Consider the following 17,995-nt stretch of genomic DNA (forward strand, 5'->3'; position numbering starts at 1 on the left):
CCGGGCCCGCCCACCGACGACGCCGCCCCGGACCGCACACAGCGTGCGGACCGGGGCGGCGTCGTCGTGCCGGCTCAGGCCTTCGGTGCGAGCGTCTCCACGATGCGCTGCATGACCGTGGGGTCGGCCAGCGTGGTGGAGTCGCCCGGGTCGCGGCCCTCGGCCACGTCCTTGAGCAGGCGGCGCATGATCTTGCCGGAGCGCGTCTTGGGCAGCTCGGGGACCACGAGCACGCGCTTGGGCTTGGCGATGGGGCCGATGTTCTTGCCCACGTGCTGCCGCAGCTCCTCCTCGACCTCGGCGACGTCGCGATCGGCCGCGGCGGCGTCCTCGGTGAGCAGGACGAACGCGACGACCGCCTCGCCCGTGGTCTCATCCTTCGCGCCGACCACCGCGGACTCGGCCACGGACGGGTGCGCCACGAGGGAGGACTCGATCTCGGTGGTGGACAGGCGGTGGCCGGAGACGTTCATGACGTCGTCCACGCGGCCCAGCAGCCAGATGTCGCCGTCCTCGTCGTAGCGGGCGCCGTCGCCGGCGAAGTACATGCCGGGGAAGCGGGACCAGTAGGTCTCCTTGAAGCGCTCCCGGTCGCCCCAGATGCCGCGCAGCATGGACGGCCACGGCTCGCGCACCACGAGGAAGCCCGCGCTCGTGTCCGTCATGGGCTCGCCGAGCTCGTCCACGACCTCCAGCACGACGCCGGGCACCGGCCTCTGGGCGGAACCGGGCTTGAGGGTGGTCACGCCGGGCAGCGGGGTGAGCATGTGGGCGCCTGTCTCGGTCTGCCACCAGGTGTCCACGATGGGGCAGCGGCCGGCGCCGATGACCTCGTGGTACCAGCGCCAGGCCTCCGGGTTGATGGCCTCGCCCACGGAGCCGAGCACGCGCAGGCTGGAGAGGTCGTACTCGTCCGGGATGTGCCGGCCCCACTTCATGAACGTGCGGATCGCCGTCGGCGCCGTGTAGAGGATGCTCACGCCGTACTTCTGCACGATCTCCCACCAGCGGCCCTGGTGCGGGGAGTCCGGGGTGCCCTCGTAGATCACCTGGGTGGCGCCGTTGACCAGCGGCGCATAGGCGACGTAGGAGTGCCCGGTGACCCAGCCGACGTCGGCGGTGCACCAGAAGACGTCCGACTCCGGGTGCAGGTCGAAGGTGTCGTGGTGGGTGGCCGCGGCCTGCACGAGGTAGCCGCCGGTGGTGTGCAGGATGCCCTTCGGCTTCCCGGTGGTACCGGAGGTGTAGAGGATGTAGAGCGGGTGCTCGGCGTCGTGCCACACGAGCTCGTGCTCGTCGGACTGGGCGTCCACGACGTCGTGCCACCACAGGTCGCGGCCCTCGGTCATCTCGACCTCGGCCTCGTTGCGGCGGACCACGAGCACGTGCTCGGCGGTGTGGCCGGGCGCGGAGAGGGCCTGGTCCACGGCGGGCTTGAGCATGGAGGGCTTGCCGCGGCGGAAGGAGCCGTCGGCCGTGACGACGAGCTTGGCCTCGGCGTCGTCCACGCGGGAGCGCAGGGCGTCGGAGGAGAAGCCGCCGAAGACCACGGAGTGGACCGCGCCGATGCGCGCGCACGCGAGCATCGTGATGACGGCCTCCGGGATCATCGGCAGGTAGACGGCCACGCGGTCTCCCTTGGTCACGCCGAGGGACTCGAACGCGTTGGCGGCGCGCCGGACCTCGGCGGCCAGGTCGGCGTAGGTGTAAGTCCGGGTGTCGCCGGGCTCGCCCTCGAAGTGGATGGCCACGCGGTCGCCGTGGCCGGCCTCGACGTGGCGGTCCAGGGCGTTGTACGCGGCGTTGGTGGTGCCGCCGACGAACCACTTCGCGAAGGGCGCGTCGGACCAGTCCAGGACGTCGGTGAAGTCCTGCTCCCAGTGCAGGATCTCGCGGGCGCGGCGGGCCCAGTAGGCCAGGCGGTCCTCGGCGGCCTCCTCGTAGAGGTCGGCTCCGGCCACCGCCTGGGCGGCGAACTCGGTCGGGGGCGGGAACGTGGGGATCTGCTCGTCCATCGACGGGGTCCTTTCGGGGTGGTGCGGTCGGTGCGCGGCACGGATGTGACGCGTCCCACACTAGTCTCCCGCCTCAGCATGCCGCGCGCGGCGTCGTCGCCACAAATCCTCAGGTCCTGTGTGTCGCATCGCACCCAGAAGCGGGGGCCGGACGCGGTGCGGACGTCGGCATGTGCCCCGCTCCCTAGGATGGTCGGACCTGAGCGGATCGCACGAGGGCGGGAGGACGCGCGGATGGAGACGGAGTCGACGGGCACGCCGACCGGGGAGACCCGGCTGGCCCTGGTGCGCCGGGCGCGGCGGATCGACCGGATCCTGGCCGAGACGTACCCGTACGCCGTCGCCGAGCTGGACTTCGAGACGCCGTTCGAGCTGCTCGTGGCCACGGTGCTGTCCGCCCAGACCACCGACGTGCGCGTCAACGCGGCCACGCCGGCGCTGTTCGCCCGCTTCCCGGATGCCCACGCGATGGCGGCGGCCACCGAGCCCGAGCTGCAGGAGCTCGTGCGCTCCACGGGGTTCTACCGGAACAAGGCCTCGGCGATCCTGCGGCTGTCCCAGGAGCTCGTGGCCCGGCACGACGGCGAGGTCCCCGCCCGTCTCGAGGACCTCGTGGCGCTGCCCGGGGTGGGGCGCAAGACCGCGTTCGTGGTGCTCGGCAACGCCTTCGGCCAGCCCGGGATCACGGTGGACACGCACGTCGGCCGGCTGGCCCGACGCCTGGGGTTCACGGACGAGACCGACCCGGTGAAGGTGGAGCACGCCGTGGGCGCCCTGTTCCCGCGCCGTGACTGGACGATGCTCTCCCACCGGCTGATCTTCCACGGCCGCCGCGTGTGCCACGCGCGCCGCCCGGCGTGCGGGGCGTGCCCGATCGCCCGCTGGTGCCCGTCCTACGGCGAGGGGGAGACCGACCCCGAGCGGGCGCGCGCCCTGCTCGCCTACGAGCTCAAGCCCGGCCGGGAGGAGCTGCTCGAGCTCCTGCGCGCGGGGCGGACGCGCCGCGAGCTGCGCGCGCTCGGCCACGGACTGGAGGCCTGACCGCCCGGCTGGTCCACCCGCTCAGCCCGCGGTGAGGCCCGCGAGGATCGCGTCGACGGCCCGGCGCGCGTGCACCCCCACGCCCGCGAGCGTGGCCGAGGCGGCCCCGCACCAGTCGTCGTAGCCGAGCAGGTGCAGCCCCGGCACGTCCACCGAGGCGGTCGGCAGCGCACGCTCCGTCGCCGGCGCCCCGGAGGGGCGGCGGGTCAGCTCGAGGCTCCGCAGGTGGCGCAGGTCCGCCCGGAAGCCCGTGCACCAGACGACGTCGTCCACCGGGTGCTCGGTGCCGCGCACCCGGGCCGCGGCGCGGCTGGCGGCGGGCCAGCCGTGGCTCGCGCCGGCGTCGTGGTCCCAGCGGACGCCGTCCGGCGTGAGCGCGGTGGGCGCGGGGACCGCGTGGAGCCCGGCCTCGTCGCGGGCGCGGATCACCGAGGGCACCATGACGATGTCCCCGAGGTCGCCCACGCGCGCCTCGGAGCGGCCCAGCACGCGCGCCGAGGCCCGGTCGAAGAGCACCCGCCCGTCCACGTCGTCCGGCATGAACCGGGGCGGACGCCGGGTGGCCCACGTGGTGGCGACACCCGCCAGCAGCAGGTCAGCCGCGATCTGGGCGCCCGAGTTGCCGCCGCCCACCACGAGGACGCGCCGCCCGGCGAACGCGTCGGGGGAGCGGTACGCGGCGGAGTGCCGCTGCGTGCCGCCGAAGCGGTCGGCGCCCGGGAGAGCCGGCACGAACGGGCGGGTGAACGAGCCGGTCGCGGAGACCACCGCGCGGGCGCTCAGGGCCGTGCCGTCCTCGAGCCGCAGGGTGAACGGCGGGGACGCGGCGGCGTCGTGCGTCACCGCCGCGACACGCACGCCCCGGCGCACCGGCAGCCCGTAGCGGTCCTCGTAGTCGGCCAGGTAGGCGACGACGTGCCCGGCGTCCGGGGTGCCGGGACCGGGCGACGGCGGCATGGGTCGGCCCGGCAGGGAGGAGTGCTCGGCGGGGGAGAACAGGCGCAGGGAGTCCCAGTGGTGCGGCCACGCGCCGCCGGGCTGGGCGGACGCGTCGAGCAGGACGAACGACGGCGGCGGGCCCGGCCGGCGCCCGCGGTCGACGTCCCGCGCGGCCCGGGCCAGGAAGTAGCCGACCGCCAGTCCGGCCTGTCCGGCGCCGATCACCGCGACGTCCACCGGATCCGGGGACGCGGCGTCCGCCGGGGGCGAGGTCAGGGGAGCCGTCATGCCCCGAGGCTACGACCGGCGGCTAGCGTGGGGGCTATGCCTGAGACCCCCGCGAGCCCCCGCCCGACCTCCCGCGACGCCGCCGGGACGTCCGAGGCGTCGCTGACGGGTGCGCGGGACCAGCTGGCGGACCTCGTGGCCCGGTGGGGCACGGCCCCTGCGGACGCGCCCGGTCACCACGACCCGGCCTCGCTCACCACCATCCCGCCCGAGGCCGTGCCGATGTGGGGCTTCGAGTGGCCCCGGTCCGGCGATCCGCGCCCCTCCGCCGTGCTGATCCTGTTCGGCGCCCTCGACGACGTCCCCGCCCGTCACGACGCCGAGCGCGTGCACCCGCACGTGGACGTGCTGCTGACCCAGCGCGCCGCCACCCTGCGCCAGCACGCCGGGCAGATCGCGTTCCCCGGCGGTCGCGTCGACCCCGAGGACGCCGACGTCGTGGCCACGGCCCTGCGCGAGGCGCAGGAGGAGACCGGCTTGGACCCGGCCGGCGTGGAGGTCCTGGGCGTGCTGCCGGCGGTGCCGGTGGTGGTCTCCGGGCACGTGGTGCACCCGGTGCTCGGGTGGTGGCGGGACCCCAGTCGCGTGGCGGTGGTCGACCAGGCCGAGGCCGCGGCCGTGTTCCGGATGCCGGTCGCGGACCTGGTGGACCCCGCGAACCGGTGCCGCGTGGCCCGGCCCGACGGCCGCCGCGGCGAGACGCCGGGCTTCCTCGTGGGCGAGCGCCTGGTGTGGGGGTTCACGGCGGCGCTGCTGGACCGTGTGCTGGCGCTGCTGGGCTGGGACGTGCCGTGGGACGACTCCCGCGTGCGCGACGCGCGGACCCACGAGATCCTGCGCGGTTGACGGCTGCGCGGCGCCGTCCGCTCCTGCACAGGCGCCGGGGGGTGGGCACGTGTCCCCAGCCGGACGACCGGGGCAGGCGGGCGCGCGGGCGAGGCGGTGGACTGGACGGGCCGGCGGCCGCGGACCGCGGCGGCCGCCCCCCATCCCGCAGGAGGTCCGCCATGCGCCCGTTCGTCCCCGCCGCCCCGGCCCGCCCGCCCCGGGGCCGACGACGCCGCCCCGCCCCGCCCGAGGGCAGCCGACGGTTCCCGTGGCCCCGCACTGACCCGGCCGAGCCGGAACGCACGCAGGTCGCCGCGCCGCCGCTGGCCGCACCCGCAGCGGGCCCCGGCGGGCTGGACGCCGCCGTCGTGCGCCGGCGCGTGGCCGAGGCCCGTGCGTCGGCCGCCGACGGGGCGGAGCCGCCGCTGGCCCCGCTGATCGCCGAGGCCCTCGACGCGCCGATCGACGACCCGCGCGTGGCGGCGCTGGTCGATGAGCTCGACGGCTTCGGCCCGCTCGCACCCTGGGTGCGGACCCCGGGCGTGACCGACGTGCTCGTGGACGGCGCGGGCGCGGTGTGGACCGACGGGGACGAAGGCCTCGTCCGCCGCCCGGGTCGGCTCGACCCCGAGACCGCCCGGGCGCTCGCGGTGCGGCTGCTGCACCGGGCCGGCCGCCGCCTCGACGCGGCGGTGCCGCTGGCCGACGCCCGCGTGGGCGGCGTGCGCGTCCACGCGGTCCTGCCCCCGGTCAGTGGCGGCGGCACCCTGCTGAGCCTGCGGATCCCGGCCGCGACGACGCCGTCGCTGGCCGCGCTGGCCGACGGCTGGCCGGACGGCGCCCTCTGGGCCGACGCCCTCGAGGCGCTCGTGCGCGACCGTGCCACCGTCCTGGTCAGTGGCGCGACCGGGGCGGGCAAGACCACGCTGCTCTCCGCAGCCCTCGGCCGGGTGCCGGGGGACGAACGGATCGTCGTCGTGGAGGACACGGCCGAGGCCGCGCCCGATCACCCGCACGTGATCGCCCTGCAGTGCCGCGCCGCCAACGCGGAGGGCGCCGGCGAGGTCGGACTGGCCGAGCTCGTCCGCCACGCGTTGCGGATGCGGCCGGACCGGCTCGTGGTCGGCGAGTGCCGCGGCGCCGAGGTCGCCGACGTCCTCACCGCCCTGAACACGGGACACCAGGGCGCGTGGGGCACCCTGCACGCCAACGCCGCCGCCGAGGTGCCCGCCCGGCTGACGGCCATGGCCTCCCTGGCCGGCTGGCGGCCCGAGACGGTGGCCGCGCAGGCCCGCGCCGGCGTGGACGCCGTGCTGCACGTCGCCCGCGACGGCCACGGGCGGCATCCAGTCGAACTCGCCGTCCCGGACCCGCGCGCCGACGGGTTCGCCCTGCTGCCCGCCCTCACGTGGCGGCCCGGAACGGAGGCGGCGGGTGGGCGGACCGTCGAGGGACCCGGCGTGCCCGCGCTCGCGGCCCGGCTGGCGGGGCGGTGCGGCCGGTGAGCACGACGACGGCGGCCGGGCAGGCACGACGGTCGCGCGCTGGGCGTGCCGTGGCGCTGCTGCCCTGGCGGGCGGGGCGGGCGAGGCCGGAGGAGGAGACGGAGGTGCTTGTCGGCGTCCTGCGCCGCTGGGCCGCCCTCGTCTCGGCCGGCCTGACCGAGGAGCAGGCCTGGCGGGAGACCGCGTGCACCCTGCCCGCCTGCGGGTCGGACCCGGGCGAGGTGGGGACCGCATGCTGTGCCCATCACCACGCCCGACGCCGGGCCGAGGCGCTGGCCTGGGATGTGCCGGCGTCGCATGCGCCGACCGGGGAGGCGGCGCGCCGCGGCGGGACCCTGCCCTGGCGGACCCCCGCACGGGACCCGGGCTGGGCGCTGGTCGACGCGGCGCTCGCGGCCGGGGCCCGGGCGGGTGCCGCTCCCGCAGCCGTGGCCCGGCGGCTGGCCCACAGTCTCGAGGCGGACGTGGACGCGGCCCGGGCCCGCCGCTCGGCCGCGGCGGGGCCGGGCGCGACGTCCCGACTGCTGCAGTGGCTGCCCCTGGGCGGCCTCGGCCTCGCGTGGCTGCTCGGCACCTCCCCGTGGGACCTGGTCCGCTCGCCCTTCGGCGCCGTGGTCGCCGCGGTGGGGCTGCTGTTCTGGCTGGCCGGGCGGTCCTGGACGCGCCTGCTGCTGCGTGCGGCCGCGCGCGAGCCGGCGGCGGTGGGCGCCGCCGTCGTGCTGGACGTGCTGGCGGCGCTGCTCAGCGCCGGCCGATCCCTGCCCGCCGCGCTGGACGACCTCGGCCGGACCCTGCCGGGCGCCCGCGGCCTGCGGGCCACGGCGGCGCTGCTGCTGTGGGGCCGGGACTGGGACGAGGCGTGGGCGGGCCTCGACACGGACCCGGTGTGGATCGAGACCGCCGCCCGACTGCGACCGCTGCATCGGTCCGGGATGGCCGGCGCCCGCACGCTGGCCGAGACCGCCGCCGCCGTCCGTCAGCAGACCCGACGGGCCGACGAACGGGCGGCCGAGGAGCTCGCCGTGCGCCTGGTGATGCCGCTGGGGCTGTGCCTGCTGCCCGCCTTCGTGTGCTGGGGCGTGGTGCCCGTCGTCATGGCCCTGCTCAGGGCGGGACCGGGCTGAGGCGGCGGCGACGCCGGGGCGTCCGGTCCTGCACAGGGCCCCGATCGCCCCGGCCCATCCCCGGATCCGCGCCGCCCTCGGCGCGCGGGCCCCGGAGCGGGCCAGCCTGGGACCAGCGGCCCGGCCGGGCCGTCATCACCGCCCCGCACCGCGGGGCCCACTCCAGGAGGACCACCATGACCCACCGCTCCCACACCGCCCAGCCCGCCGTCACCCGCCCGAGCGACCGCGACCGCCTCGCCCGCGTCGTCGACGCCGCGGGCGAGGAGACCGGCGCGATCACGGCCGAGTACGGCATCCTCACGCTCGCCGCCGTGGGCTTCGCGGGCGTGCTGGCCGTCGTGCTCACCAGCCCGGACGTGCAGTCGCTGCTCGTGGACCTCGTCTCCGGGGCGCTCCAGCGTGACTGAGCACCCGACCTCCGCCCCGCCGTCCGCGCGCCGCACGGGCGCCCGGACGGCGGGGTGGTCCCGGGCGCTCCGGGGCGGCGAGACCGGGGCCGTCACGGCCGAGTACGCGGTGCTGCTGCCCGTGATCGCGTTCGTGCTCGTGTCCGTCCTGCTGGCCGGGGCCGCCGCGGTGCAGCAGGTGCGGGGTCAGGACGCGGCGGCGTCGGCCGCCCGCATCCTCGCCCGGGGCGATGACGAGGCGGCGGCCCGGGACGCCGTGGCACGCATGGCCGGCGACGATGCCTCGCTCTCGCACACCATCGAGGGCGGCTGGGTGACCGTCGAGGTCGTCCAGCCCGGTCCCGGGCCGCTCGCCTGGGCCGAGGCCCTCACCCTCACCGCGCACGCCGCCGCCCCCGACCAGCGGCCCGGAACGCCCGCCGCTTCGCCGGAGGACCGGTCATGACCCGCGGGAGGGCGCCCGCGCGGGGCGAACGCGGCTCGGGCACCGTGTCCGTCCTGGGCACCGCCGCCCTGGGGGCGGGGCTGCTGCTGGCGGTCGCGGCGCTGGGGCAGGCCTCGGTCACCGGCGCCCGGGCGGCCGGGGCCGCCGATCTGGCGGCGCTCGCCGCCTCCGACGCCCGGCGCGGGCTCTCCGACCACGAGCCGTGCGCGCTGGCCGGGCGGACCGCCGAACGCAACGGGGCCGCCGTCGTGGCGTGCGAGGTGCGCGAGGACGGGACCGTGCGCGTCGCGGTCGAGCTCACCCGCGCCCCGCTGCCGGCGGCCACGGCCGACGCCGTCGCGGGCCCGCCGCGGTCTCAGGCCCCGGGCGCCGCGTCCGCGGACCCGCCGGAGGCACCGCCGCCCGAGCCGTCGGTCGAGGCGTCCGCCGGGACGAGGTGATCGGCGTGCTCCATCAGGAACCGCAGGACGGTCAGCGCGCCGGCCTTGTCCAGCGGGCTGTTGCGGTTGCCGCACTTGGGGGACTGCACGCAGGACGGGCAGCCCTCCGCGCACTCGCACGCCGCGATGGCCCCCGCCGTCGCCTCGACCCAGCGCCGCGCCTGCTCGAAGCCGCGTTCGGCGAAGCCCGCCCCGCCGGGCCGGCCGTCGTAGACGAACACGGCGGGGGAGCCGGTGTCCGGGTGCAGGACCATCGAGACGCCGCCGATGTCCCAGCGGTCGTTCGAGGCGACGAGCGGCATCATGCCGATCATCGCGTGCTCGGCCGCGTGCAGGGCGCCGGGCAGGCGATCCGTGGTCAGTCCCGCGGCGATGAGCTCGTCCGAGGCTGCCTGGAACCACACCGCGGAGGTGAACAGGTCCCGTGCCGGCAGGTCGAGGGGCTCCTCGCCGAGCACCTCCCCGGAGACCAGGGCCTTGCGCTGGAAGGACACCACCTGGGTGCGGACCTGCACGTCCCCGAGGCACCAGCGCAGGGTGCCCGCGCGCGCGTCCAGGCGGCGGTGCACCGCCACGATCTCGATCTCCGTGACGTCCCGGGCCTGCGTGGTGAAGTCCGGCCAGGCGCGCGTGACGACCACCGCGTGCGCGTCCTCGTCCAGCTCCTCCACGAGGTACGTGCGGTCCTGGTGCACGTACACCGCGCCGGGATGCGCCTGGTAGTGGGTCTGGGGCGAGTCCATCGTGCCCAGCAGGGCGCCGGACTCGGCGTCGATGATGTCCATGGGACCGCCCCCGTCGTCCCGCAGGGAGACCATGCCGGCGGCGTGCTCGGGGTGCGTCCAGAACCAGCCGGCCGGCCGACGGCGCAGCAGCCCCTGCTCGACCAGCACGTCCAGCAGGGCGCGCACCCGCTCCGGCTCCCCGAACCAGCCGAACGCCTCGGGCGTGATCGGCAGCTCCGCGGCGGCCGCGCACAGCTGCGGGCCGAGCAGGTGCGGGTTCTCCGGGTCCACCACGGTGTCCTCCACGCCCAGGTCGAACACGGCCTCCGGGTGGTCCACCACGAACGTGTCCAGGGGGTCGTCCGAGGCCACGAAGAACGCGAGCGCATCCTGGCCGCCGCGCCCGGCGCGGCCGATCTGCTGGAAGAACGACGCGCGGGTGCCCGGCCAGCCGGCCACCACCACGGCGTCCAGCCCCGCGACGTCGATGCCCATCTCCAGCGCCGGCGTCGAGGCCATGCCCAGCAGCCGACCCGAGCGCAGGTCCGCCTCCAGCTCCCGCCGCTCCTCGGGCAGGTAGCCCGAGCGGTAGGCCGCGATCCGCGTGCCGAGCCCCGGCTCGACCTCCTCGAGCTGCCGCTTGGCCGCGCTGGCGATGGCCTCAGCCCCTCGCCGCGAGCGGATGAACGCCAGCGTGCGCACCTGCTGCAGGGCCAGGTCCGTGACCAGGTCGGCGGCGGCGGCCATCGCCGAGCGGCGGACGGGCGCGCCGTTCTCGCCCCGGCGGTCTGTCAGCTCCGGCTCCCAGAACGCCACCGTGACCGCCCCGTGCGGGGACGCGTCCTCGGTGACGGCCGTGGCCGGCGCCCCGATCAGTCGGGCGAAGTGCCCGGCCGGATCCGCCGACGTCGCCGACGCCCCGATGAACACGGTCTCCGGACGGTCCCCGCGGTAGTGGGTGGCGATGCGCCGCAGCCGACGCAGCAGGATCCCCACCTGCGAGCCGAAGACGCCCCGGTACGTGTGCGACTCGTCCACCACCACGAACGCCAGATTCCGGAAGAACGCGGCCCACCGCTCGTGGTGCGGCAGGATCCCCACGTGGAGCATGTCCGGGTTGGTCATGAGCACGGTGGCATGCTCGCGGGCCCAGATCCGGTCCTGCGGTGCGGTGTCGCCGTCGTAGGGGGCCGCGCGCAGCCCAGGGGCGCCGTCCCGCTCGAGGGCGCGCCAGGAGGTCAGCTGGTCCGCCGCGAGGGCCTTGGTGGGGGCGAGGTAGAGCGCGGTGGCCCGGGGGTCGGCGGCCAGCCGGGTGCCGACCGCCAGTTGGTAGCCCAGCGACTTGCCCGACGCCGTGCCCGTGGCGAGCACGGTGTGCGTCCCCGCGCCGGCCAGGGCCGCCGCCCGTACCTGGTGCAGCCACGGCCGCTCGACGCCGCGCGCCGCGAAGGCCCTGACTAGGCCCTCCGGAGCGTCCGCGGGCCAGTCCGTGTGCCGGGCCTGCCGTGCGGGCAGCTCGGTGACGTGGCGGATCTGCTCGGGCAGCCCGGTCCGGCCCAGCGCCGCACGGAGTCCGGCCCCCGCCGGCGTGTCCGGGCGCAGGTCGCCGGGCGCCGTGACGGACAGCCCGGCCACGACGTCGGCCACCACCGCACCGACGGGCTGCGGCTCCGGTCCGGAGAAGTCCGGGGCGGCGTCGTCGACGGGCGGCGCGGAATCCGCCGTGCCGGGCGGCCCCCAGCCGCCCGCGGGATCCGCCCAGGGATCGTGCTCCGGGAGGTGGCCGGTCACGCCCCCATGGTGCCGGTGTGCTCGGCGGCGGGGTTGTCCTCGGCCAGGCCGCGACCCCAGATGGACACGGGGCCGAGGTCGGTCCAGGCCAGGTGGCGGTACAGCTTCTGGCCGTCCGGGGACGCGACGAGCAGGCCGCGGCTGATCTCACCCTCGCTCATGACCTCGGAGGTGAGGTAGCGCATCACGAGGGAGCCGAGGCCGCGGCGACGGTGGTTCGGGGACGTCCAGATCCGGTCGTAGACGGCGGTGCCGCCCTCCTCGGTGACCCAGCCGAGGGCGGCGAGCTCCTCCTCGCCCTCGGGCACGGTCGAGGCGCCGACGGCCAGGATGCGCAGGCGACGGCTGCCCTCCATCGGTTGGTCCACGCGGGCCTCATAGCCCTCGGGCAGCAGCGGGGGCTCCACGTCCTGCAGCTCGGGGTCCATGTCCATGGTCATGAAGCGCTCCGGCTCGGCCTGGGCCTTCAGACCCATGGCCTTCGGGTCCTCGCCGGCGTCGCCGAACACTGTGAGCAGGATCTGCTCCTGGTCCCGCACCGCCTCGCGCAGGTCCTCCAGCTCCCCGCGGGAGGGGTTCACCACCACGTGCTCCCACGTGGCCGGCACGTCCACCGTGGCGCGACCGGAGCCGCCGGGGATCATGCGGGCGGGGCGAGGGGTGCGCAGGGCCGCGCGTCGCCCCGCCTCCTGGCTCGTACGGTAGCCGCGCGATCGCGACCAGGCCGCGAACCAGATGTCGACCAGTGCCGGATCCAGATGCTCAGTCATGTCTGAAGGGTAAGGCGTGTGGCCGGTGCGGGCCAGGCCCCGCCCGCCCTCACGGCCGTGGCGTCCGGGGTCGCGCACTAGCCTGGACCTTGATGAGCACCGCCCCCCTCTCGCGCATCGCGCTGTACTACCGGTTCACCCCGCTCGCCGACCCCGAGGCGGTGCGGCTGTGGCAGCGCACGCTCGCCGCGTCCCTCGGCCTGACCGGCCGGATCATCGTGTCGCCGCAGGGGATCAACGGGACCGTCGGCGGACCGGTCGACGCCGTCAAGCGCTACATGCGCGGCACGCGGGAGCATCCGGCGTTCCGGGACCTCGAAGTGAAGTGGTCGGACGGCTCGGCGGCGGACTTCCCCCGCCTCTCGGTCAAGGTCAAGCCCGAGCTCGTCGCGTTCGGGGCCCCCGAGCGCGTCACCGTGGACGCGGACGGGATCGTCGGCACGGGGGAGCGGCTCACGCCCGTCCAGGTGGACGCGCTGGTCGCCGAGCGCGCCGGCACCGCGAACCCCGTGCGCTTCCTCGACGGCCGCAACACGGTGGAGGCGGCCATCGGCCGCTTCGACGGGGCCGTGGTCCCGGACGCGCACACCACCCGCGACCTGCTCGCCGCCGTCGACTCCGGGGCCCTGGACCACCTCAAGGACGCGCCGCTGATCACCTACTGCACGGGCGGCGTGCGCTGCGAGGTCCTCTCCGCCCTGCTCAAGGACCGCGGCTTCGCCGAGGTCTACCAGCTCGACGGCGGCATCGTCCGCTACGGCGAGGCCCGCGGCGACGCCGGACTGTGGCGGGGCGAGCTGGCCGTGTTCGACCGACGCCTGTCCACCCGCTTCACCGCCGATGCCGAGACCATCGGCCGGTGCGTCACGTGCGAGGCCCCGACCTCGGCGCTGCGCAACTGCGCCGACCCGGCCTGCACCACGCTCGAGGTCCGCTGCGCGGCCTGCGCCGCCGACGACCCCGAGCACCGCTGCCCCTTCTGCGCCCACCGCCCCCACCCCGCCGAGAGGACCGAGGCATGAGTCCCGTCCCGACACCCCCGTCGCCCCCCGCCCCGCGGCTGACCCCGGCCACGGCCGCGGCCCTCGCCGCGGACCTGGCGGCCCTGCCGTTCACCACCGCCGCCGTCGAGGGGCTGCTCGGAGCCGTGGCCACGCTCGCCCTGGACCGCGAGCACGCCGAGGCCGCCCGCCGCGTCGTCGCCGGTCACCTGGCGGGCCCCGGCCGGCACGACGACGCAGCCGGCCCCGGCGACCGGCACGGCACGCGGGGCCTCGCCGCCGCCGTCGGGGCCTGGCTGCTCGGCGACCCCGTCCCCGCCGCCGACCTCGACGCCGCGCTGCCCAGCCTCGGTCTGGCCGGGGCCGTGGCGGCCGGGCTCGTCGTCGAGGGGCCGGACGGGCGCGTGCGCGGCGCGGTGGACCTCTCGCCGTACGACGCGGACGAGCCGGGCCGGATGTGGATCGCCTCGGACCTGACGGCCCTGCAGCGGCGCGGCCCGCTGCCTCCCGAGCACGTGCTCGGCATCGGTCGGGCCTCCCTCACGCTCGCCGGCGCCACGCAGCGCCGTCCCGTGGCCCGCGCCCTGGACGTGGGGGTGGGCTGCGGGATCCAGACCCTGCACCTGCTCGCCCACGCCGACCACGTGACCGCCACGGACCTCTCCGAGCGCGCCCTCGCCTTCACCCGGTTCAACCTGCTGCTCAACGCGGACGTGCTCGGCCTCGACCGGGAGCGGCTCGAGGACCGGGTCCGGCTGGCGGCCGGCGATCTGCTGGCGCCGGTGGCGGGGGAGCGGTTCGACCTCGTGGTCTCGAACCCGCCGTTCGTGATCACCCCGCGCACGGACCCGGACGCGCCCGTGCTGACCTACCGCGACGGCGGCCGTGAGGGCGACCGGATCGTCGCGGAGCTGATCGCGGCCCTGCCGGACGTGCTCGCCGAGGGCGGCACCGCGCAGCTGCTCGCCAACTGGGAGATCCCGGCGGGGGACACCACCGACGCCGACACCGCACCGTGGAACGCGCGCCCGCGTTCGTGGGTGGCGCCGGGGATGCAGGCCTGGTTGCTCCAGCGCGACCGGCAGGACCCCGCGGGCTACGCGGAGACGTGGCTGCAGGACTCCTCGCTCGAGCTCGACCCGCCCGCCTATGAGGCCGCCTACCGCGGGTACCTGGAGGACTTCGACGCCCGCGGCGTGGCCGGGGTCGGCTTCGGACACGTGTGGCTGCGTCGGCCCGCCGCGGACGGCTCCCAGGGCCGGGGGTGGGTGGTCGTTGAGGAGCTGACCCAGCCCGTGGACGAGGCCCTCGGCGCCGCGTGGGCCGCCGCCGTCGCCCGCCGGGACCGGCTCGCCGCGGGCGCCGGGGCCGGGGACGCCGTCGGGGACCCGGCCCTGGCCGCGCTGCGGGGCCTGCACCTGCGCGTGGCCGCGGACGTCACGGAAGAGCGGCACCAGCGGTTCGGGGCGGAGCACCCCGAGGTGATCCTGGCCCGGCAGGGCTCCGGGTTCCGGCGCGTGGCGCGCCTGGACACCGCGACGGCGGGCGTGCTGTCCGCCAGCGACGGCGAGCTGTCCGTGGGGCAGCTGGTGGGCGCGGTCGCCGCGCTGCTGGAGCTGGACGACGTCGGGCGGGCCGGCCTGCTGGCCGCGCTGCGGGAGCTGTACGAGGACGGGTTCCTGGTGGAGGGCTGACGATCGGGCGGTGGCGGGCGCGGGGACGCCGGGCGTTATCGTGGTCAGCGCGCCCTACGATGTGGGGACGTCCGTCCGCGGCGGACGCGGGTCGGCTCGCGTCGGCCCCGGATCCGCAACAATCCCGTCCCAGGAGGACCCGTTGTCCACTCCCCCCGCTTCCGTGACCGCTCCCGTGCCCTCGGGCAAGAAGCTGGTCATCGTGGAGTCCCCGGCCAAGAGCAAGTCCATCGCGAAGTACCTCAACGCGGTGGGCGAGGGCTGGGTGGTGGACTCCTCCGTGGGGCACATCCGCGACCTGCCCAAGCCCTCGGACCTGCCGGCGGAGATGAAGAAGGGCCCGTTCGGCAAGTTCGCCGTGGACACGGAGCACGGCTTCACCCCGTACTACGTGGTGCACCCGGACAAGAAGAAGAAGGTCACCGAGCTCAAGCGCGAGCTCAAGGACGCCGAGGCCCTCTACCTCGCCACGGATGCGGACCGCGAGGGCGAGGCCATCGCCTGGCACCTGCTGGACACCCTCAAGCCCACGGTGCCGGTGTACCGCATGACCTTCGGCGAGATCACCAAGGAGGGCGTGCGCCGCGGTCTGGAGAACATCCGTGAGCTGGACACGGCCCTCGTGGACGCCCAGGAGACGCGCCGCATCCTCGACCGCCTGTTCGGCTACGAGCTCTCGCCGGTGCTCTGGCGCAAGGTCTCCCGCGGGCTCTCGGCGGGCCGCGTGCAGTCGGTGGCCACCCGCCTCGTCGTCGAGCGCGAGCGGGAGCGCATGGCCTTCGTCTCCGCCCACTACTGGGGCGTGGAGGGCACCTTCACGGTGGCCGAGGGCGCGCAGGCCGCGGACGCCGTGGGCAGCTCGTTCACGGCCCGCCTCAGCACGGTGGACGGCCAGCGCGTGGCCACGGGCCGCGACTTCGACGACGCCGGGCGGCTCAAGGCCTCCGCCGGCAAGAAGGTGACCCACCTGGACGAGGCCGGCGCCCGCTCGCTGGCCGAGGGTCTGCGCGGGGCGGACTTCACGGTCGACTCGGTGGAGGACAAGCCGTACACCCGCCGCCCGGCCGCCCCCTTCACCACCTCCACGCTGCAGCAGGAGGCCGCCCGCAAGCTCCGCATGAGCTCCCGCGTCTCCATGCAGGTGGCCCAGCGCCTGTACGAGAACGGCTACATCACGTACATGCGCACGGACTCGGTGAACCTCTCGCAGGAGGCCGTGCAGGCCGCCCGGCGCCAGGCTACCGAGCTCTACGGGGCGGACGCCGTGCCGGCCCAGCCGCGCGTCTACGCCAAGCGCAACGAGACCGCGCAGGAGGCCCACGAGGCCATCCGGCCCGCGGGGGACTCCTTCCGGACCCCGGCCCAGATCAAGGCCGAGCTGCGCCCGGACGAGTTCCGCCTGTACGAGCTGATCTGGAAGCGCACCGTGGCCTCGCAGATGGCCGACGCCAAGGGCTACACCGCCACGCTGCGGCTCTCGGCCACCGCGCAGGACGGCCGCCTCGCGCAGTTCAGCGCCTCGGGCACGGTCATCACGTTCAAGGGCTTCCTCGACGCGTACGAGGAGGGCCGGGACGCCGAGGTCGACGGCGAGAACGCGGAGGCCAAGGACCGCCGCCTGCCGCAGGTGGCCCAGGGCGAGCGCCTCACCGGTGACCCGATCGAGGCCACCGGGCACGAGACCTCCCCGCCGGCCCGCTACACCGAGGCGTCGATCGTCGCCGAGCTGGAGCGCCGCGAGATCGGGCGTCCCTCCACGTACGCCCCGACGATCTCCACGATCATGGACCGCGGCTACGTGTCCAAGCGCGGCACCGCGCTCGTCCCGTCGTGGACCGCGTTCGCGGTGATCGGGCTGCTCGAGGACTACTTCGCGAAGTACGTGGACTACGACTTCACGGCCCGCATGGAGGACGACCTCGACCGGATCGCGGCGGGCGAGCTCGGCCGCGAGGCCTGGCTGCAGACCTTCTACTTCGGGGCCCCCGCCGCGGAGACGGAGAAGGGCGTCGAGGGCCTCAAGCACGTGGTGGACAACCTCGGCGAGATCGACGCGCGGGCCGTGAACTCGCTGCCGATCACCGAGGACATCACCCTGCGGGTGGGCCAGTACGGCCCGTACCTGGAGCGGTCGCTGCCGGCCGACGCGGAGGCGGGCGCCACCCCGCCGCGCGCCAACGTCCCCGAGGACCTGGCCCCGGACGAGCTCACCCCGGCCAAGGCCGAGGAGCTGTTCGCCACCGCCCAGCCCTCCGAGCGCGAGCTCGGCACGGACCCGGAGACGGGCCGGACCGTCGTCGCCAGGGACGGGCGCTACGGGCCCTACGTCACCGAGGTCATCCCGGAGATGACCGAGGAGGAGCTGCAGGCCTGGCTCGACGCCCAGCCCACCGAGTACTACAAGAACGGCAAGCCCAAGCCGAAGAAGAAGCCGGCCAAGGAGAAGCCCCGCACCGGCTCCCTCTTCACGAGCATGTCCGTGGACACCGTGACCCTCGAGCAGGCGCTGCAGCTGATGTCCCTGCCGCGCGTCGTGGGCGCGGACGCCGAGGGCGAGGTCATCACCGCCCAGAACGGCCGCTTCGGGCCCTACCTGAAGAAGGGCTCGGACTCGCGCTCGCTCGATTCCGAGGACCAGATCTTCAGCATCACGCAGGAGCAGGCCCTCGAGATCTACGCCCAGCCGAAGCAGCGTGGCCGCGGGGCCGCCAAGCCGCCGCTGGCCGAGTTCGGCGAGGACCCGGTCTCCGGCAAGAAGGTCACCGTGAAGGAGGGCCGCTTCGGCCCGTACGTCACGGACGGCGTCACCAACATCACCGTCCCGCGCGACCGCCAGCCCGAGGAGCTCACGGCGGAGGAGGCCTACCAGCTGCTCGCGGACAAGCGCGCCAAGGGCCCGGCCACCCGCGGCGGCGCCAAGAAGCCGGCGGCGCGCAAGACCCCGGCCAAGAGGTCCACCGCGCGGAAGAAGGCCTGAGC

At 76.0% G+C, this 17,995-nt stretch carries 14 protein-coding genes; 10 read left to right on the forward strand and 4 right to left on the reverse strand.

Annotated features, from left to right (window positions below):
* Positions 1 to 74 precede the first annotated feature (74 nt).
* Positions 75 to 2,015: an acetate--CoA ligase gene (gene acs / locus KVS67_RS06095; RefSeq protein ID WP_061867654.1), complete on the reverse strand. Its 1,941-nt coding sequence runs from the start codon at positions 2,013 to 2,015 to the stop codon at positions 75 to 77.
* A 234-nt stretch (positions 2,016 to 2,249) separates the two neighbouring features.
* Here acs and nth point away from each other — a divergent pair, with 234 nt between their 5' ends.
* The gene (gene nth / locus KVS67_RS06100) at positions 2,250 to 3,056 is read left to right on the forward strand and encodes an endonuclease III (protein ID WP_061867655.1); all 807 of its coding nucleotides are present in this window, start codon (positions 2,250 to 2,252) and stop codon (positions 3,054 to 3,056) included.
* A 21-nt stretch (positions 3,057 to 3,077) separates the two neighbouring features.
* Here nth and KVS67_RS06105 read toward each other — a convergent pair whose 3' ends face one another.
* Entirely contained in the window at positions 3,078 to 4,283 is a 1,206-nt protein-coding gene (locus KVS67_RS06105) for an NAD(P)-binding domain-containing protein (protein WP_061867656.1), read from the reverse strand.
* 36 nt (positions 4,284 to 4,319) lie between these two features.
* On the opposite strand from KVS67_RS06105, the gene KVS67_RS06110 reads away from it, so the two are divergent.
* The 6 genes from KVS67_RS06110 to KVS67_RS06135 all read left to right on the forward strand — a co-directional run bounded on the left by KVS67_RS06110 (position 4,320) and on the right by KVS67_RS06135 (position 9,035).
* Positions 4,320 to 5,129, forward strand: coding sequence for a CoA pyrophosphatase (locus tag KVS67_RS06110; protein WP_217565109.1), 810 nt, complete (start codon positions 4,320 to 4,322; stop codon positions 5,127 to 5,129).
* A gap of 161 nt (positions 5,130 to 5,290) precedes the next feature.
* Positions 5,291 to 6,616: a CpaF family protein gene (locus KVS67_RS06115; RefSeq protein ID WP_217565115.1), complete on the forward strand. Its 1,326-nt coding sequence runs from the start codon at positions 5,291 to 5,293 to the stop codon at positions 6,614 to 6,616.
* A gap of 104 nt (positions 6,617 to 6,720) precedes the next feature.
* Positions 6,721 to 7,740, forward strand: a complete 1,020-nt coding sequence (locus KVS67_RS06120; protein WP_087114429.1) for a type II secretion system F family protein — start codon at positions 6,721 to 6,723, stop codon at positions 7,738 to 7,740.
* A 176-nt stretch (positions 7,741 to 7,916) separates the two neighbouring features.
* Positions 7,917 to 8,150 (forward strand): DUF4244 domain-containing protein, encoded by a 234-nt coding sequence (locus KVS67_RS06125; RefSeq protein ID WP_010080291.1) that lies wholly within the window; start codon positions 7,917 to 7,919, stop codon positions 8,148 to 8,150.
* The gene (locus KVS67_RS06130; protein WP_217565116.1) at positions 8,143 to 8,595 is read left to right on the forward strand and encodes a TadE family type IV pilus minor pilin; all 453 of its coding nucleotides are present in this window, start codon (positions 8,143 to 8,145) and stop codon (positions 8,593 to 8,595) included. The genes KVS67_RS06125 and KVS67_RS06130 overlap by 8 nt, the downstream gene beginning before the upstream one ends.
* Positions 8,592 to 9,035, forward strand: a complete 444-nt coding sequence (locus tag KVS67_RS06135) for an Rv3654c family TadE-like protein (protein WP_095694900.1) — start codon at positions 8,592 to 8,594, stop codon at positions 9,033 to 9,035. Before KVS67_RS06130 ends, KVS67_RS06135 begins: the two co-directional genes overlap by 4 nt.
* Here the strand turns inward: KVS67_RS06135 and KVS67_RS06140 are convergent.
* Together KVS67_RS06140 and KVS67_RS06145 are read right to left on the reverse strand one after the other, a co-directional pair.
* A complete protein-coding gene (locus KVS67_RS06140) occupies positions 8,951 to 11,551 on the reverse strand; it encodes a Zn-binding domain-containing protein (protein WP_217565117.1) in 2,601 nt (866 codons plus the stop codon). The genes KVS67_RS06135 and KVS67_RS06140 overlap by 85 nt on opposite strands.
* Positions 11,548 to 12,321, reverse strand: a complete 774-nt coding sequence (locus KVS67_RS06145; RefSeq protein WP_036336902.1) for a GNAT family N-acetyltransferase — start codon at positions 12,319 to 12,321, stop codon at positions 11,548 to 11,550. Before KVS67_RS06145 ends, KVS67_RS06140 begins: the two co-directional genes overlap by 4 nt.
* 92 nt (positions 12,322 to 12,413) lie before the next feature.
* Here KVS67_RS06145 and KVS67_RS06150 point away from each other — a divergent pair, with 92 nt between their 5' ends.
* The 3 genes from KVS67_RS06150 to topA all read left to right on the forward strand — a co-directional run bounded on the left by KVS67_RS06150 (position 12,414) and on the right by topA (position 17,993).
* A complete protein-coding gene (locus KVS67_RS06150) occupies positions 12,414 to 13,343 on the forward strand; it encodes a rhodanese-related sulfurtransferase (RefSeq protein WP_127445994.1) in 930 nt (309 codons plus the stop codon).
* A complete protein-coding gene (locus tag KVS67_RS06155) occupies positions 13,340 to 15,016 on the forward strand; it encodes a methyltransferase (RefSeq protein ID WP_144818502.1) in 1,677 nt (558 codons plus the stop codon). Before KVS67_RS06150 ends, KVS67_RS06155 begins: the two co-directional genes overlap by 4 nt.
* 142 nt (positions 15,017 to 15,158) lie before the next feature.
* A complete protein-coding gene (topA, locus tag KVS67_RS06160; RefSeq protein WP_217565118.1) occupies positions 15,159 to 17,993 on the forward strand; it encodes a type I DNA topoisomerase in 2,835 nt (944 codons plus the stop codon).
* Positions 17,994 to 17,995: the final 2 nt, after the last annotated feature.

The sequence above is a fragment of the Micrococcus sp. GbtcB5 genome, assembly GCF_019091605.1.
Lineage (GTDB): Bacteria > Actinomycetota > Actinomycetes > Actinomycetales > Micrococcaceae > Micrococcus > Micrococcus luteus.

Coding starts and splice junctions, on each gene's coding strand:
- acs (WP_061867654.1), bottom strand. CDS start 2,015: ATGGACGAGCAGATCCCCACGTTCCCGCCCCCGACCGAGTTCGCCGCC.
- nth (WP_061867655.1), top strand. CDS start 2,250: ATGGAGACGGAGTCGACGGGCACGCCGACCGGGGAGACCCGGCTGGCC.
- KVS67_RS06105 (WP_061867656.1), bottom strand. CDS start 4,283: ATGACGGCTCCCCTGACCTCGCCCCCGGCGGACGCCGCGTCCCCGGAT.
- KVS67_RS06110 (WP_217565109.1), top strand. CDS start 4,320: ATGCCTGAGACCCCCGCGAGCCCCCGCCCGACCTCCCGCGACGCCGCC.
- KVS67_RS06115 (WP_217565115.1), top strand. CDS start 5,291: ATGCGCCCGTTCGTCCCCGCCGCCCCGGCCCGCCCGCCCCGGGGCCGA.
- KVS67_RS06125 (WP_010080291.1), top strand. CDS start 7,917: ATGACCCACCGCTCCCACACCGCCCAGCCCGCCGTCACCCGCCCGAGC.
- KVS67_RS06135 (WP_095694900.1), top strand. CDS start 8,592: ATGACCCGCGGGAGGGCGCCCGCGCGGGGCGAACGCGGCTCGGGCACC.
- KVS67_RS06145 (WP_036336902.1), bottom strand. CDS start 12,321: ATGACTGAGCATCTGGATCCGGCACTGGTCGACATCTGGTTCGCGGCC.
- KVS67_RS06150 (WP_127445994.1), top strand. CDS start 12,414: ATGAGCACCGCCCCCCTCTCGCGCATCGCGCTGTACTACCGGTTCACC.
- KVS67_RS06155 (WP_144818502.1), top strand. CDS start 13,340: ATGAGTCCCGTCCCGACACCCCCGTCGCCCCCCGCCCCGCGGCTGACC.